This window comes from Pseudomonas syringae (assembly GCF_021606685.1).
Lineage (GTDB): Bacteria > Pseudomonadota > Gammaproteobacteria > Pseudomonadales > Pseudomonadaceae > Aquipseudomonas > Aquipseudomonas syringae_R.
In genome coordinates, this window is the sequence record NZ_WKCB01000012.1 from 43975 (window position 1) to 57815 (window position 13841).

At 59.4% G+C, this 13841-nt stretch carries 15 protein-coding genes; 6 read left to right on the forward strand and 9 right to left on the reverse strand.

Annotated elements, in window-relative coordinates; all coding sequences use genetic code 11:
* Positions 1-412: 412 nt before the first annotated feature.
* Together GIW02_RS07410 and grxD are read left to right on the forward strand one after the other, a co-directional pair.
* Positions 413-2521 (forward strand): molybdopterin oxidoreductase family protein, encoded by a 2109-nt coding sequence (locus GIW02_RS07410; protein WP_236415955.1) that lies wholly within the window; start codon positions 413-415, stop codon positions 2519-2521.
* 86 nt (positions 2522-2607) lie between these two features.
* Complete coding sequence (gene grxD, locus GIW02_RS07415) at positions 2608-2946, forward strand: Grx4 family monothiol glutaredoxin (protein ID WP_010212745.1); 339 nt, start codon at positions 2608-2610, stop codon at positions 2944-2946.
* 67 nt (positions 2947-3013) lie between these two features.
* On the opposite strand, the gene bfr is transcribed toward grxD, so the two are convergent.
* Together bfr and GIW02_RS07425 are read right to left on the reverse strand one after the other, a co-directional pair.
* Positions 3014-3484 (reverse strand): bacterioferritin, encoded by a 471-nt coding sequence (gene bfr, locus GIW02_RS07420; RefSeq protein WP_012722487.1) that lies wholly within the window; start codon positions 3482-3484, stop codon positions 3014-3016.
* Positions 3485-3684: 200 nt separating this feature from the next.
* On the reverse strand, positions 3685-3903 hold the full coding sequence (locus GIW02_RS07425; RefSeq protein WP_010564137.1) for a bacterioferritin-associated ferredoxin: 219 nt from the start codon (positions 3901-3903) through the stop codon (positions 3685-3687).
* A gap of 243 nt (positions 3904-4146) precedes the next feature.
* Between GIW02_RS07425 and GIW02_RS07430 the strand changes: the two genes are divergently transcribed.
* Entirely contained in the window at positions 4147-4749 is a 603-nt protein-coding gene (locus tag GIW02_RS07430; RefSeq protein WP_003172097.1) for a peroxiredoxin, read from the forward strand.
* Positions 4750-5182: 433 nt separating this feature from the next.
* Here GIW02_RS07430 and rnt read toward each other — a convergent pair whose 3' ends face one another.
* Entirely contained in the window at positions 5183-5857 is a 675-nt protein-coding gene (gene rnt / locus GIW02_RS07435) for a ribonuclease T (protein WP_236415958.1), read from the reverse strand.
* Entirely contained in the window at positions 5854-6900 is a 1047-nt protein-coding gene (gene pyrC, locus GIW02_RS07440; protein WP_177016329.1) for a dihydroorotase, read from the reverse strand. The genes rnt and pyrC overlap by 4 nt, the downstream gene beginning before the upstream one ends.
* 156 nt (positions 6901-7056) lie before the next feature.
* Here pyrC and GIW02_RS07445 point away from each other — a divergent pair, with 156 nt between their 5' ends.
* The 3 genes from GIW02_RS07445 (at position 7057) to GIW02_RS07455 (ending at position 10561) form a co-directional block, all read left to right on the forward strand.
* Positions 7057-7965, forward strand: coding sequence for an OmpA family protein (locus tag GIW02_RS07445; protein WP_236415960.1), 909 nt, complete (start codon positions 7057-7059; stop codon positions 7963-7965).
* Between the two features lie 129 nt (positions 7966-8094).
* Positions 8095-9312, forward strand: coding sequence for an argininosuccinate synthase (locus GIW02_RS07450; protein WP_003231410.1), 1218 nt, complete (start codon positions 8095-8097; stop codon positions 9310-9312).
* Positions 9313-9928: 616 nt separating this feature from the next.
* Positions 9929-10561 (forward strand): response regulator, encoded by a 633-nt coding sequence (locus GIW02_RS07455; RefSeq protein WP_122539733.1) that lies wholly within the window; start codon positions 9929-9931, stop codon positions 10559-10561.
* Positions 10562-10635: 74 nt separating this feature from the next.
* On the opposite strand, the gene GIW02_RS07460 is transcribed toward GIW02_RS07455, so the two are convergent.
* The 5 genes from GIW02_RS07460 to GIW02_RS07480 all read right to left on the reverse strand — a co-directional run bounded on the left by GIW02_RS07460 (position 10636) and on the right by GIW02_RS07480 (position 13611).
* Positions 10636-10818: a PA3496 family putative envelope integrity protein gene (locus GIW02_RS07460; RefSeq protein WP_101267028.1), complete on the reverse strand. Its 183-nt coding sequence runs from the start codon at positions 10816-10818 to the stop codon at positions 10636-10638.
* Positions 10819-10925: 107 nt separating this feature from the next.
* Positions 10926-11564 carry an endonuclease III gene (gene nth / locus GIW02_RS07465; protein WP_236415962.1) on the reverse strand — a complete coding sequence of 213 codons (639 nt, stop codon included), beginning with the start codon at positions 11562-11564 and terminating at the stop codon, positions 10926-10928.
* 25 nt (positions 11565-11589) lie between these two features.
* Positions 11590-12084, reverse strand: coding sequence for an Rnf-Nqr domain containing protein (locus GIW02_RS07470; protein WP_236415964.1), 495 nt, complete (start codon positions 12082-12084; stop codon positions 11590-11592).
* Positions 12077-12655: an FMN-binding protein gene (locus GIW02_RS07475; RefSeq protein ID WP_236415966.1), complete on the reverse strand. Its 579-nt coding sequence runs from the start codon at positions 12653-12655 to the stop codon at positions 12077-12079. Before GIW02_RS07475 ends, GIW02_RS07470 begins: the two co-directional genes overlap by 8 nt.
* The gene (locus GIW02_RS07480) at positions 12652-13611 is read right to left on the reverse strand and encodes an RnfABCDGE type electron transport complex subunit D (RefSeq protein ID WP_236415968.1); all 960 of its coding nucleotides are present in this window, start codon (positions 13609-13611) and stop codon (positions 12652-12654) included. Before GIW02_RS07480 ends, GIW02_RS07475 begins: the two co-directional genes overlap by 4 nt.
* Between the last annotated feature and the right edge of the window lie 230 nt (positions 13612-13841).

The window sequence follows — 13841 nt, forward strand, 5'->3', positions numbered from 1 at the left end:
ACCGCAGATACTCAAAGCCTTGTTTATTGTGACAACGGGCGAGACCTGCGGCGAAAGCCGCACGGGGCGACGAAATAGGGGAAGGCGCGATCTTATAATTAAATGTCGCGTCTTACCAATAGGGCTACGGTTTTTAAGGGCGTTCAAGCAGGGCGCCAAAGCGCTTTTGAAGACGATTTCCTGACAGCAGCGGGCCATTTGTACACTGGCGTTGCAACCTTTTGCAATGCGCGGGGGCGGGGCCAGGCCAGGTTATGTCGGTTTCAGCGGCTGCACGTGAAGTTTCTGAAACATTTGCTCACGCTTGGCCATGGCCTGGCCTGATGCCCGTCGATTCACGGGGCGAACGTTACTGGTGCCCGAGCGGGTCGCGGCCCATAGTGAAGTCAAAGCCCCTATAAAGAGACTGGCCATGACCAAGACTCTCCACCACCGTGCCTGCCATCTGTGTGAAGCCATCTGCGGCCTGACCCTGGAAACCACCCAAGCCGACGACGGCAGCCTGGCGATCACCTCGATCAAGGGCGATACGCTGGATACTTTCAGTCGCGGGCATATCTGCCCCAAGGCCGTGGCCCTGCAGGACATCCAGAATGACCCGGACCGCCTGCACCAGCCCATGTTGCGTGTGGGCAGCGAATGGCAGCCGATTGCGTGGGAAGACGCCTTTGCGCTGGTAGCCGAACGCCTGTCGGGCATTCAGGCGCGCCATGGGCAGAATGCGGTGGCGGTGTATCAGGGCAACCCCAGCGTGCACAATTATGGGCTGATGACCCACAGCAACTACTTTCTCGGCCAGCTCAAGACGCGCAACCGGTTCTCCGCCACGTCGGTGGACCAGTTGCCCCATCACCTCACCAGCCACCTGATGTACGGGCACGGGATGTTGCTGCCGATCCCGGACATCGACCACACCGACTTCATGCTGATCCTGGGGGGTAACCCGTTGGCGTCCAACGGCAGCATCATGACCGTGCCCGACGTGGAGAAGCGCCTCAAGGCCATCCAGGCGCGGGGCGGCAAAGTGGTGGTGGTCGACCCACGGCGCAGCGAGACGGCGGCGATGGCCGATCAGCATCTGTTCGTGCGGCCCGGTGGCGATGCGGCGCTGTTGTTCGGCGTGCTAAACACCTTGTTTGCCGAGCACCTGACCCGCGACAGCCACTTGCCGATCGAGGGCCTGGACGATGTGCGCGCGGCGATTGCCGGGTTTACCGCCGACGCCATGAGCCGCCAGTGTGCAGTGCCCGCCGAGCAGATCCGCCAGCTGGCGCGGGACTTTGCCGCCGCTGACAAGGCCGTGTGTTATGGGCGCATGGGCGTCTCGACCCAGGCGTTCGGTACCTTGTGTCATTGGTTGGTGCAGCTGATCAACCTGGTGACCGGCAACCTCGACCGCGTCGGTGGCGCGGTGTGCACTACACCGGCGGTAGACCTGGTGGCGTCTACCGGCGGCGGGCATTTCAATCGCTGGCAGAGCCGGGTTTCGGCGCGCCCGGAATACGGTGGCGAGTTACCGGTGTCGGCGTTGGCCGAAGAAATGCTCACCGCAGGCGAGGGGCAGATCCGCGCCTTGGTGACGGTGGCGGGCAACCCGGTGTTGTCGACGCCCAATGGTCGCCAGTTGGAACAGGCGCTGGACGGGCTGGAGTTCATGGTCAGCATCGACCTGTATATCAACGAGACGACGCGATACGCCGACCTGATTCTGCCGTCTACTTCTGCCTTGGAAAACGATCACTACGACACTACGTTCAACATGTTCGCGGTGCGCAACGTGACGCGTTTCAACCGCGCAATCCTGCCCAAGCCCGCTGGGGCGCTGCACGACTGGGAGATTTTCGTCGGTCTGGCCAAGGCGTTTGCCGCTCAGACCGGCGCCGCGCTCAAACCGACCCTGCCTCCGGCGCAGATGATCGACTTGGGGCTGCGCGCGGGTGTGTACGGTGATGCGTCCGCGCATAAGCTGTCGGTCGAGAGGCTCGCGGATCACCCGCATGGCATGGACCTGGGACCGCTCAGGCCCAACTTGGCTGCCCGTTTGAAAACCGCAGACGGCAAAGTGCAGGCCGCACCGGCGGTGATCCTCGCGGACTTGGCACGGTTTGCCGCGCAGCCCTTGCCGGTGGCCGACGAACTGCTGTTGATCGGCCGTCGTCATGTGCGCAGCAATAATTCCTGGATGCATAACTATCACCGGTTGGTGAAGGGCAAGCCGAGGCACCAGTTGCTGATGCATCCCGACGACCTGAGCCACCGGCAGTTGAGCGATGGCCAGCGGGTGCGCGTGAGTTCACGTATCGGCATGATCGAGGTGGAGGTGGTGGCCAGCCTGGACATGATGCCTGGCGTAGTCAGCCTGCCGCATGGCTGGGGGCACGGCCGCCCGGGGGTGCAGATGGCTATTGCCAGCGGGCAGCCGGGCGCGAGCGCGAATGACTTGACCGACGAGCGGCAGTTGGACGAATTGTCGGGCAACGCGGCGTTGAATGGGGTGCCGGTGCAGGTGGCGGCTGCGTAAGGTGCCCGAGCACCACGCTGGGATTTTGCGTTACAATGCGCCACCGTGCCGACCTGTGAGTCGCAAAGTTCCAGCCGAGGTGTTCCATGGATATCATCGAAACGATCAAAGAGCAGATTGCCAACAACACCATTCTGCTTTACATGAAGGGCGCTCCGAATGCTCCTCAGTGCGGTTTCTCCGCGAAGGCGTCCCAGGCCATCATGGCGTGCGGCGAGAAATTCGCTTATGTGGATATCCTGCAAAACCCGGAAATCCGCGCCAACCTGCCCAAGTACGCCAACTGGCCTACTTTCCCACAACTGTGGGTGGCCGGTGAGCTGGTCGGCGGTAGCGACATCATCACTGAAATGGCAGCTGATGGTTCGTTGCAAGCGCTGATCAAAGACGCAGCGGCCAACGCGGCAGCCAAGACTGACGCGTAATTCGCTTGCAATAAAAAGCCCCGCTTCTCCAAGAGAGCGGGGCTTTTTTGTACCTGTCGCCTAAGGGTTATTCACCCATTTGCGATTGCAGGTAGTTCTCCAGGCTGACCTTGTCGATCAAGCCAAGCTGGGTTTCCAGCCAGTCGATATGCTCTTCCTGATCTTCCAGGATATCTTCCAACAGCTCACGGCTGCCGAAGTCGCCCTTGGTTTCGCAGTGAGCAATGGCGGCCTTGAGGTCACTGTGGCTCTTGCGTTCAAAGCCCAGGTCGCTGCTGATCATTTCCTGGGTGTGCTCGCCGATGTTCAGCTTGCCCAGGTCCTGTACGTTCGGCAGGCCTTCCAGGAACAGGATGCGCTTGATCAGCGCGTCCGCGTCTTTCATGGCTTTGATGGATTCTTTGTATTCACGCTTGCCGAGCTTTTCCAGGCCCCAATCGTCGTACATGCGCGCATGCAGAAAGTACTGATTGATCGCGACCAGTTCATTGGCAAGGATTTTGTTGAGTTGCTGGATGACTGAGATGTCGCCTTTCATGACTGGGGTCCTGCCCTGTAATAGCTGTATATAGGCGGAGTTTGAGCGGCGAATTCTCTAGTGTCAAACCTAAGTTATTGAATAATAAATGAAAATTAATCGGAATAAGAATGTTTGTGTTCCGCGTCTTGGCGCTAACTAATTGAATTACGGGCATAAAAAAACCGGACACTAAGTCCGGTTCTTTAAAACACGCCAATTTAAGCGTGTGTAAATTCTGCTGAGTAGGGGAGCGCGGCCTGGGCTGTCTGCAGCTGCGTCAGGGTTTCCCGTACCACTTGCTTGGCGAGGCAGGCACATTTACCACACTGGCTGGCAACGCCGGTGGTTTCGCGCACTTCCTTGTAGCTGCAGCAACCTTCATAGATTGCTTCGCGGATTTGTCCGTCGGTGACGCCAGTACAGAGGCACACATACATAAGGGAGAACCGTCGCGGGTTAAGGCTTGAGTGCGTTGGATCTTAATGTTAACGAGAATGATTGTCAAAGTAGATTCGTAGGGCATTCACCTTCAGGGCCCTCCCACTGACGAACGGTTTTTTCAGTGTATGATGGTCGGTCATCACGAAGCGTGACTGCGTCACAGGGCTGTCGCTTGCGTGCGGCAGACTCAAGGCCGGTCGTTTTACTTCAATCGTCACCCTTACATCAGGAGATATCCAATGAGCGTACTCGTCGGCAAACAAGCCCCGGATTTCGACGTACCTGCCGTCCTCGGCAATGGCGAAATCGTAGACAGCTTCAAACTGTCTGAAGCCATCAAAGGCAAATACGGCCTGGTATTCTTCTACCCGCTGGACTTCACCTTCGTCTGCCCTTCGGAGCTGATCGCTCTGGACCACCGCATGGACGATTTCAAGGCGCGCAACGTTGAAGTGGTCGCCGTTTCCATCGACTCCCATTTCACCCACAACGCCTGGCGTAACACTGCCATCAATGATGGCGGCATCGGCAAAGTCAAATACACCATGGCTGCCGACATGAAGCACGACATCGCCAAGGCCTACGACGTTGAGTCTGAAGGCGGCGTGGCGTTCCGTGGCGCGTTCCTGATCGACGACAAGGGCGTTGTCCGTTCGCAGATCATCAACGACCTGCCGCTGGGCCGTAACATGGAAGAGCTGATCCGTCTGGTCGACGCGCTGCAATTTCACGAAGAGCACGGCGAAGTCTGCCCTGCCAACTGGAAAAAAGGCGACAAAGGCATGAACGCTTCGCCAGAAGGCGTTGCGGCTTACCTGACCGAGAACGCCGGCAAGCTGTAAGCCCGCGTCGAGGTACAAAAAAACCGGCCTGAGAAGGCCGGTTTTTTTATGCGCTGCGTTTGACTCGGAGGCGAGCTGGCTTGTGGTGGCCAGCTGGTTTTTTTTGGCTAGCGGGCTCTTGTGGCGAGCGGGCTTGCCCGCGTTGGGGTGCGAAGCAGCCCCAAAACCTGATACCGCGGTTCAACAGTTAAACCGTGGCGGCCTTACTGGGGCCGCTACGCAGCCCAACGCGGGCAAGCCCGCTCGCCACAACAAACCTGCTTTTCACAGAGGCCTGCTAGCCACACCAAGCCTGCTTTTCACAGAGGCCTGCTAGCCACACCAAGCCTGCTTTTCACAGAGGCCTGCTAGCCACACCAAGCCTGCTTTTCACAGAGGCCTGCTTGCCACAACAAGCCAGCTAGCCACAGAAGCCCGCTTGTTCGGGCCAGTATCAGTCGTTGAAGTCTTCCCAGCCGCCCATCTGCTTCCAGCGGTTGACGATGCCGCAGAACAGCTCGGCGGTCTTCTCGGTGTCGTAGCGAGCCGAGTGGGCCTCGCGGCCGTCGAAGTCGATGCCGGCTGCCTGGCAGGCTTTGGCCAGCACGGTCTGGCCATAAGCCAGGCCGGCGAGGGTGGCGGTGTCGAAGCTGGAGAACGGGTGGAACGGGTTGCGCTTCATGTCCAGGCGCGTCACGGCAGCGTTCAGGAAACCCAGGTCGAAGCTGCTGTTGTGGCCCACCAGGATCGCGCGTTTGCAGCCATTGGCCTTCAACGCCTTGCGCACACCACGGAAGATATCGGTCAGCGCCGCTTCTTCACTCACGGCCATGCGCAGCGGGTGATCGAGCTTGATCCCGGTAAATTCCAGGGCCGCCGCTTCGATATTGGCGCCTTCAAACGGCTCGACGCGGAAGAAGTGGGTGTGTTCCGGGTACACGAAACCCTGCTCATCCATGCCGATGGTGGTTGCGGCGATTTCCAGCAGGGCATCGGTGGCGCAGTTGAAGCCGCCGGTTTCTACGTCGATAACGACAGGCAGGTAGCCACGGAAACGCTCAGCCATCGGGTGGCGCGAACCACCGCCACCGCTGTGTTCCTGGTCGTCATCGTAATGGTCTTCACTCACTTGCTTTCCTCCAGCAGGCGCCAGCGCAGTGTTTCACCGGCGCGCAGCGGGATAACAGTCAGCTCGCCAAACGGCAGGCTGGCAGGGGCGGTCCAGTCTTCACGAACCAGGGTAATGCGGTCGGTATTCGCCGGCAGGCCGTAGAAACGCGGGCCATTAAGGCTGGCGAAGCCTTCGAGTTTGTCCAGGGCGTTGCGCTGTTCGAATGCTTCGGCGTACAGCTCGATGGCGGCATACGCGGTGTAGCAACCGGCACAGCCGCACGCGGCTTCCTTGGCGTGTTGGGCATGGGGCGCCGAGTCGGTGCCAAGGAAGAACTTGGGGCTGCCGCTGGTGGCGGCGTCGAGCAAGGCCACCTGGTGGGTGTTGCGCTTGAGGATCGGCAGGCAATAAAAATGCGGCCGAATCCCGCCCACCAGCATGTGGTTGCGGTTGTACAGCAGGTGATGCGCGGTGATGGTCGCGCCCACGTTGGCCGAGGCCTCGCTGACGAACTGCACGGCATCGGCGGTGGTGATGTGCTCGAACACCACCTTGAGGGTCGGGAACAGCTCGACCACACGGCGCATATGCTCGTCGATGAAGATCTTCTCGCGATCAAACACGTCGACATCGCCACGGGTGACTTCACCGTGGATCAGCAGCGGCATGCCGACTTCAGCCATGGCTTCGATGGCCGGCAGGATCTTGTCGATGCTGGTCACACCGGAATCGGAGTTGGTGGTCGCGCCAGCCGGGTATAGCTTGGCGGCGTGCACAAAACCGGTCGCCTTGGCAGCGCGAATTTCTTCAGGCTGGGTACGGTCGGTGAGGTAGAGCACCATCAACGGTTCGAAACGGCTGCCGGCCGGTCGTGCAGCGAGGATGCGCTGGCGATAGGCGTCGGCTTCAGCGGCGTTACGCACCGGAGGTACCAGATTGGGCATGATGATGGCGCGGCCAAATGTGCGCGCTACATCGGCCACGGTTTGGGGTAACGCAGCACCATCGCGAAGATGAATATGCCAGTCGTCGGGACGCAGCAGGGTCAGGCGGTCGGACATTGGGGATTCCAGGCGGGTCAATCTGGTGGGAATGCTACCGGAAAAGACTCTTGCAGGCACTCGCTATCAAGTTTTGCCGGATGCATCCGATAGCCTTTCGTATGCCTTATCGATGTATGACGCTTTGAAGTGTTGTAGAAACCAGTGGAGCCTCCCGTGCGCCAGCATTATCTAGCCCTGCTCAGTGTGTTCGCCAGCCTGCCTGCGATGGCCCTCACGTTCCAGACACGTCTGGAGAATATTGAGTGGAAGGTGGACGGCGACCAGTTCGAGTGCCGCCTTACCCAGCCGATCACCGATTTCGGTTCGGGCGAGTTCGTGCGTCGGGCCGGCGAGCAGGCGACGTTTCGCCTCAAAGCCTATAACGGTTCGCTGGGCGCGGGCTCGGCCACGTTGTTGGCGGCGGCAGCCCCTTGGCAGCCGGGCCGGGGCGATATCAACCTCGGCGCCGTGCGTGCTGGCAGTGGCGATGTACTCTTTAACAGCTCGCAAGCCCAGGCTGGCCGGCTGTTTACGGGCTTGCTGGAAGGGCGCAGCCCGACGGTGCGGCATTACGGGCGCGAAGGCGGTTATTCGGAAATCCGCCTGCTGCCGGTGAAGTTCAACAAGGCCTACAACGACTATCAGTTGTGCACCACCAAGCTGTTGCCGATGAATTACGACCAAGTGAAACAGACCGAAGTCGGCTTCCCCGGTGGCGGTATCGAGCTGGACGCGGCAGCCAAAAAGAAACTGGACGTGATTCTTGCGTACATGAAAGCCGACCCGACGGTTAACCATGTCGAATTGAACGGCCATTCGGACAACAGTGGCAACCGCCTGACCAACCGTGACGTCTCACGCCGCCGTGCGCTGGCGGTGATGGACTACCTGAAGGCCAACGGTATCCAGGAATCGCAGATCACCATGCGCTTCCACGGCGAAAGTTACCCCCTGGCACCCAACACCAATGCTGCCAATCGGGCACGCAACCGTCGCGTGAATATCCAGCTTGAGCGCGTGGCAACCCCCGAAAAACCGGCGCCTCAGGCCGTTGGTCCAAGCAACCCGGCCCATACGTCGTAACGTGCGGCCATCGGTCGCCCGCTCGACATAATCTGTCGCTTTATCTTCATTTGCTGTCGCGCCCCTGTAAATTCACGGTTTTGGTCGGTAGAATCGACGGCTTTCCGTACAACCCCGTGGAGTGATGGCATGGCCGACGTAAACAAGGTCGTTCTCGCGTATTCCGGCGGCCTGGACACTTCGGTGATCCTCAAGTGGCTGCAGGATACTTATAACTGTGAAGTGGTGACCTTCACCGCTGACCTGGGTCAGGGCGAAGAGGTCGAACCTGCACGTGCCAAGGCGCAAGCCATGGGCGTGAAAGAGATCTACATTGACGACCTGCGCGAAGAGTTCGTCCGCGATTTCGTCTTCCCGATGTTTCGCGCCAACACCGTCTACGAAGGCGAGTACCTGCTGGGTACCTCCATCGCACGTCCGCTGATCGCCAAGCGCCTTATCGAAATCGCCAACGAAACCGGCGCCGACGCCATTTCCCATGGCGCTACCGGCAAGGGCAACGACCAGGTGCGTTTCGAGCTGGGTGCCTACGCGCTCAAGCCTGGCGTGAAAGTGATTGCTCCTTGGCGTGAATGGGACCTGCTGTCCCGTGAAAAACTGATGGATTACGCTGAAAAGCACGCCATCCCGATCGAGCGCCACGGCAAGAAGAAGTCCCCGTACTCGATGGACGCCAACCTGCTGCACATCTCCTATGAAGGCGGCGTGCTGGAAGACACCTGGACCGAGCACGAAGAAGACATGTGGAAATGGACCGTCTCCCCGGAGAACGCGCCAGACAAGCCACAGTACCTGGAACTGACCTACCGCAACGGCGACATCGTCGCGCTGGACGGCGTCGAAATGACCCCGGCCACCGTGCTGGCGACCCTGAACCGTATCGGTGGCGAACACGGTATCGGCCGTCTCGACATCGTCGAAAACCGTTACGTGGGCATGAAGTCCCGTGGCTGCTACGAAACCCCGGGCGGCACCATCATGTTGCGCGCTCACCGCGCCATCGAGTCCATCACCCTGGACCGTGAAGTGGCTCACCTCAAAGACGAGTTGATGCCCAAGTACGCCAGCCTGATCTACACCGGCTACTGGTGGAGCCCTGAGCGTGTGATGCTGCAACAGATGATCGACGCGTCCCAGGCCCACGTGAACGGCGTTGTGCGCCTCAAGCTGTACAAGGGCAATGTGATCGTGACCGGTCGCAAGTCCGATGAGTCGCTGTTCGATGCCAACATCGCCACCTTCGAAGAAGATGGCGGCGCTTACAACCAGGCGGACGCAGCAGGCTTTATCAAGTTGAACGCACTGCGCATGCGCATTGCGGCCAACAAGGGCCGTAAGTTGTTCTGAATGTTCCAAATGATGTGAAAAATGGCCCCTTGTTCAGGGGCCATTTTTTTTTGGCTGTATATAAATGGAAACCCTCTTGTTTATAAATGTTTAAGTTTGCTGATGCCCGGGGGCGCAAAAAGAGTTGAATGCGAATGATGGTCGGGTTTTGCCTGTGTGAATGAATTATTTACACCTGGATAGGAACTATGTCTTACAGAAAATTCACACAAGAAAGTGTTTTGTGAATATAAAAAATAGAAAGTTCTGTAGGAAATCAGGAGTGTTAATGAATGTGTCTAATGGAACTGAAATACGTGGGCCTTTTTTGCCGGCTCGTCACCGAGGACGCTGCAAGCAAGGGACGTTTCCTGAAACTTGTGTGCGCTACGTTTACCACCTTCCCCTTATCCATTGGATATTTCACTCAAAACGTGTGCAGCCCCGGAAAGATCTGAAAGGCTCTATAAAACTCGATACACCTGAGTTAGCGTTTTTTTTGTAGGCTAATTCCTAGCTGGTTGTGGGTTGCGTCTCTGCTTACTCATACTTGGGGGGGGAATGCTATGCCAACTAGGAAACGACTAGGCTATTGTGTTTGCTCTGAATAATTCGAACAGCGAAATTGGACTTTCTCATGAATAAAGTGCTGATCGTGGATGATCATCCCGTCATTCGTCTTGCTGTGCGTATGCTAATGGAGCGTCATGGTTATGAGGTCGTTGCCGAGACCGATAACGGTGTCGATGCGTTGCAACTTGCGCGGGAGCATATGCCGGACATTGTCATACTGGATATTGGAATTCCCAAGCTCGATGGCCTGGAAGTTATCTGCCGACTGTCTTCTGCCAAACAGCCGGCACCGTTCAAGGTGTTGGTGCTCACGTCCCAGGCACCGGGCCATTTCTCCATGCGGTGCATGCAAGCGGGCGCCGCCGGCTATGTGTGCAAGCAACAGGACCTGACCGAGTTGTTGAGCGCCATAAAAGCGGTGCTCTCCGGCTACAGCTACTTCCCGAACCAGGCGCTCAATTCGGTGCGCTCCACCATGGGCAACGCCAGCGAGGCCGATATGGTCGAGCGTCTTTCGGGTCGGGAGATGATGGTGTTGCAACAGCTGGCCCGGGGCAAAACCAACAAGGAGATCGCGGATGGCATGTTCCTCAGTAACAAGACCGTCAGCACTTATAAGACACGCTTGCTGCTCAAGCTCAATGCGCGTTCGCTGGTGGACCTGATCGAGTTGGCCCAACGCAACGGCCTGGTATAGGAGGAGGGCGAGATTCAAGTGAACCGGCACAAAAAAGCCTCCGTCAGGGAGGCTTCCGGCCGTTACAGGCTCTGTCAGAGGTCGAAGTCGTAGTCGGCCAGCTGTTTTTGCAAGCGTCGCTCTTCCAGAAGATTGTCGATAGTGCGGCGTTTGCTCAAATTGGTCTTGGCCACCTCTGCCACAGGTGCTTCAGCCCCGTCCTCATCCGACTCAACGAGGTCGTCTTCCACTTCCAGTTGTTCTTTGCCAGTGCTCATAAGGTTAACTCCGGGCTAAGACTGCCGTTGGCGCTCCTTATAACGATAATCCATGGGCGGGTAAAAAAGATTTTTTCAATCGCCTGATCGAGAAAACCAATGATCCCTCAATCGTCAGAGGTTTTTTCCTTGTATTCGCACAGGTCCTCAATGCGACAGCTGCCGCAACGAGGCTTGCGGGCCTGGCAGACGTAGCGTCCGTGAAGGATCAACCAGTGGTGGGAATCGAGCAGGTACGGCTTGGGTACGAACTTCATCAACTGCTTTTCCACCTCCACCACGTTCTTCCCGCGTGCAATGCCGGTACGGTTGCTGACGCGGAAAATATGCGTATCTACCGCCATCGTTAGTTGCCTGAACGCGGTGTTGAGCACCACATTGGCGGTTTTACGGCCAACCCCCGGCAGCGCTTCGAGGGCTTCGCGGGTTTGCGGCACCTGGCTGCCATGCAACTCGACCAGCAGACGGCAGGTTTCGATAACGTTTTTGGCCTTGCTGTTATACAGGCCGATGGTCTTGATGTATTCGGATAACCCTTCCACCCCCAGGGCATGGATCGCCTCGGGTGTGTTCGCTACGGGGTATAGCTTTGCCGTCGCCTTGTTGACGCCAACGTCTGTGGATTGGGCCGACAGGATCACCGCAATCAGCAACTCGAACGGGGTGGTGTAGGCCAGTTCGGTCTTGGGTTCCGGATTGTCTTCGTGAAGCCTGCGGAAAATTTCCAGGCGTTTTGCGGCATTCATGGGGCGGTCGGTTCCTTGCAGGCGGTCAGCGCGGTTTCGAATAATGGGCCCAGGCTTGATACCCGGCGAGCAATAGCCCGAGCAGGATAAACCCGGCGGGCATCAATGTGGTGACGGTGCTCGCACGTAACAAGCCCATGCTGACCATCAACACGCCAAACAGGCCGAACAAGCGCCATTGGGCCTTGCGCTGGCCTGCTGTGAAAAAGCCTGAATATTCCAGCACGATGCACTGCACGCTGATCAGCGCAAGGTAGGCACTCAATTGCAGATACACGGGCAGCGCGAATGCCTGCAGCAGCACCTGCGCACTGCTGACCAGGGAGGCCGCCAGCATCAGGCTGGCAACCCATCGCGCTGGTGCGCCAAGGCGCGTACGCACCGCGCCCATGGCCACTGCGTAAAGCGCTACGATCAGTGCGTACACCCCGAGGAAACTCAAGGCGTTGGCCAGTGTGTCCGTCACCCCGAGCAGCGGAACGAGCATCAGCGCATGGGCCAGGCCAACGGTTTTACTCATGGGCGTCGCGCTCCAGCAATGACGATCGATGCTCATCGAAATAGCGCAATGCGTCCTGAACCGCATGGGTCACGGCGCGGGACGTCACGGTCGCGCTGGCCATGTGATCGAATGGCGGCGGGTTATCACGTGAATGACCTTTGAACGCCGCCATCCATAGGTTGCCGTGCTCACTGATAAGGCCGCCAATGTTCGGGGTTTCTGACTGCACCAGGGTTTTGACCCCCAGCAACTGACCGTCGCGGTCGATGGCGACCAGTAACTCGATCGGCCCGACATAGCCGTCGGCGCGCAGCCGCAGCAGCAGCGCGCTGGGGTGGCCGGACAGCGTCGCGAGGTAGCCACCCTGCAACTGGCTGTTGGCCAGTGGCTGCACGGCGATCGCCAAGGGGTGAGCGAGCGGGGCATTGTCGTAGTGTGCATCGGGGAGCAGGTCGAGCAACGCCCGGCCTTGTTGCGTTTGGGCCTGGCGGGCGGCCTGCTCGCCGGTGAGGTGTTGAAGGCCCAGAGGCAGCGCGACCCCCAACGTGGCGATCAGCGCGGCCCATGCCCAGCCTTTGGCGGCGTTCATGCGTCCACCGCCGACGATGTCGACGCCACCCAACGCTCCAGGGCCGGCACGGCCAAATTCATCAGCAGCACCGCAAAGGCCACACCGTCCGGGTAACCGCCCCACGTGCGAATCAGATAAGTCAGCACCCCAACACCCGCGCCGAACAGCAGGCGCGCCCTTGGGTGGCGAGGGCCGGACACCGGCTCGGTGACGATAAAAAATGCGCCGAGCAGGGTGGCGCCGCTCAACAGATGAAACAGGGGCGAGCCCTGGGAGTCAGACCCCGAGCCGTTCCAGAACAGCATGCTGCTCACAAACAGGCCCGCCAGCATGCCCACCGGGGCATGCCAACTGATTACCCGTTGTTGCAGTAGCAGAAGCCCGCCTGCCAGGTAGGCCAGGCCTACCCACTCACTGCCCTTGGCTCCCCACACGCCAAACGCCGGGCTGCGCGCGAACAACTCGTCGATGGTCAGGCTGTTATTGGTGCGCAGGGTATCCAGCGCGGTGGCCTGGGCCCAGGCGTCGGGCGCAGTGCCCTGCAATCCCAACACCTGCTGCACGCCAGCCAGCAGGTCCAGGCCATGGGCAGCGGGCCAGTGGCTCATGGATTGCGGAAAGGCAATCAGCATCAAGGCATAGCCGACCATCGCCGGGTTGAACGGGTTGCGATTGCCACCATACAGGTGCTTGCCCAGCAGCAGCCCACTGGCAACGGCCGCCACGCACAGCCACCAGGGGCAATACGGCGGCAGCGCCAGGGCCAGCAGTGTCGCCGTGACCAGGCTGCTCAGGTCATTCACGCGACGTCCCCGCAAGCGCTGTGCACCTGCATCCACCAGCACTGCACATACGCCGGCCAGCGCCAGATTGATCAGCACGCCCCAGCCGTAGAACCAGCACAGTGTCGCCACGCCTGGCAGGGTCGCCAGCAATACACGCTGCAGGGCGTGTTGCGGGTCAGCGGCCACCATGGGCGTCCACCTGGCGCTGCGCGGCGTCGAGCTTGCCTTGCGCTTCGGCCAACTGCTGCGGATCGGCATTCTGGTCCTGGGCTTTTTTCAGTTCGGCGCGACGCATGGCCAATTGGATCTTGGCGCGCTTGAGGTCGGCCAGCGTGCTCGCGGGCGGCGCGGCCACGGCGACGCTGTTGGCCTCCAGGGCGCCAAGCGCTTGCTCGGCCGCCTCGAACTGCTGTTGCAGG

Coding starts and splice junctions, on each gene's coding strand:
- GIW02_RS07410 (WP_236415955.1), top strand. CDS start 413: ATGACCAAGACTCTCCACCACCGTGCCTGCCATCTGTGTGAAGCCATC.
- grxD (WP_010212745.1), top strand. CDS start 2,608: ATGGATATCATCGAAACGATCAAAGAGCAGATTGCCAACAACACCATT.
- bfr (WP_012722487.1), bottom strand. CDS start 3,484: ATGAAAGGCGACATCTCAGTCATCCAGCAACTCAACAAAATCCTTGCC.
- GIW02_RS07425 (WP_010564137.1), bottom strand. CDS start 3,903: ATGTATGTGTGCCTCTGTACTGGCGTCACCGACGGACAAATCCGCGAA.
- GIW02_RS07430 (WP_003172097.1), top strand. CDS start 4,147: ATGAGCGTACTCGTCGGCAAACAAGCCCCGGATTTCGACGTACCTGCC.
- pyrC (WP_177016329.1), bottom strand. CDS start 6,900: ATGTCCGACCGCCTGACCCTGCTGCGTCCCGACGACTGGCATATTCAT.
- GIW02_RS07450 (WP_003231410.1), top strand. CDS start 8,095: ATGGCCGACGTAAACAAGGTCGTTCTCGCGTATTCCGGCGGCCTGGAC.
- GIW02_RS07455 (WP_122539733.1), top strand. CDS start 9,929: ATGAATAAAGTGCTGATCGTGGATGATCATCCCGTCATTCGTCTTGCT.
- GIW02_RS07460 (WP_101267028.1), bottom strand. CDS start 10,818: ATGAGCACTGGCAAAGAACAACTGGAAGTGGAAGACGACCTCGTTGAG.
- nth (WP_236415962.1), bottom strand. CDS start 11,564: ATGAATGCCGCAAAACGCCTGGAAATTTTCCGCAGGCTTCACGAAGAC.
- GIW02_RS07470 (WP_236415964.1), bottom strand. CDS start 12,084: ATGAGTAAAACCGTTGGCCTGGCCCATGCGCTGATGCTCGTTCCGCTG.
- GIW02_RS07475 (WP_236415966.1), bottom strand. CDS start 12,655: ATGAACGCCGCCAAAGGCTGGGCATGGGCCGCGCTGATCGCCACGTTG.
- GIW02_RS07480 (WP_236415968.1), bottom strand. CDS start 13,611: ATGGTGGCCGCTGACCCGCAACACGCCCTGCAGCGTGTATTGCTGGCG.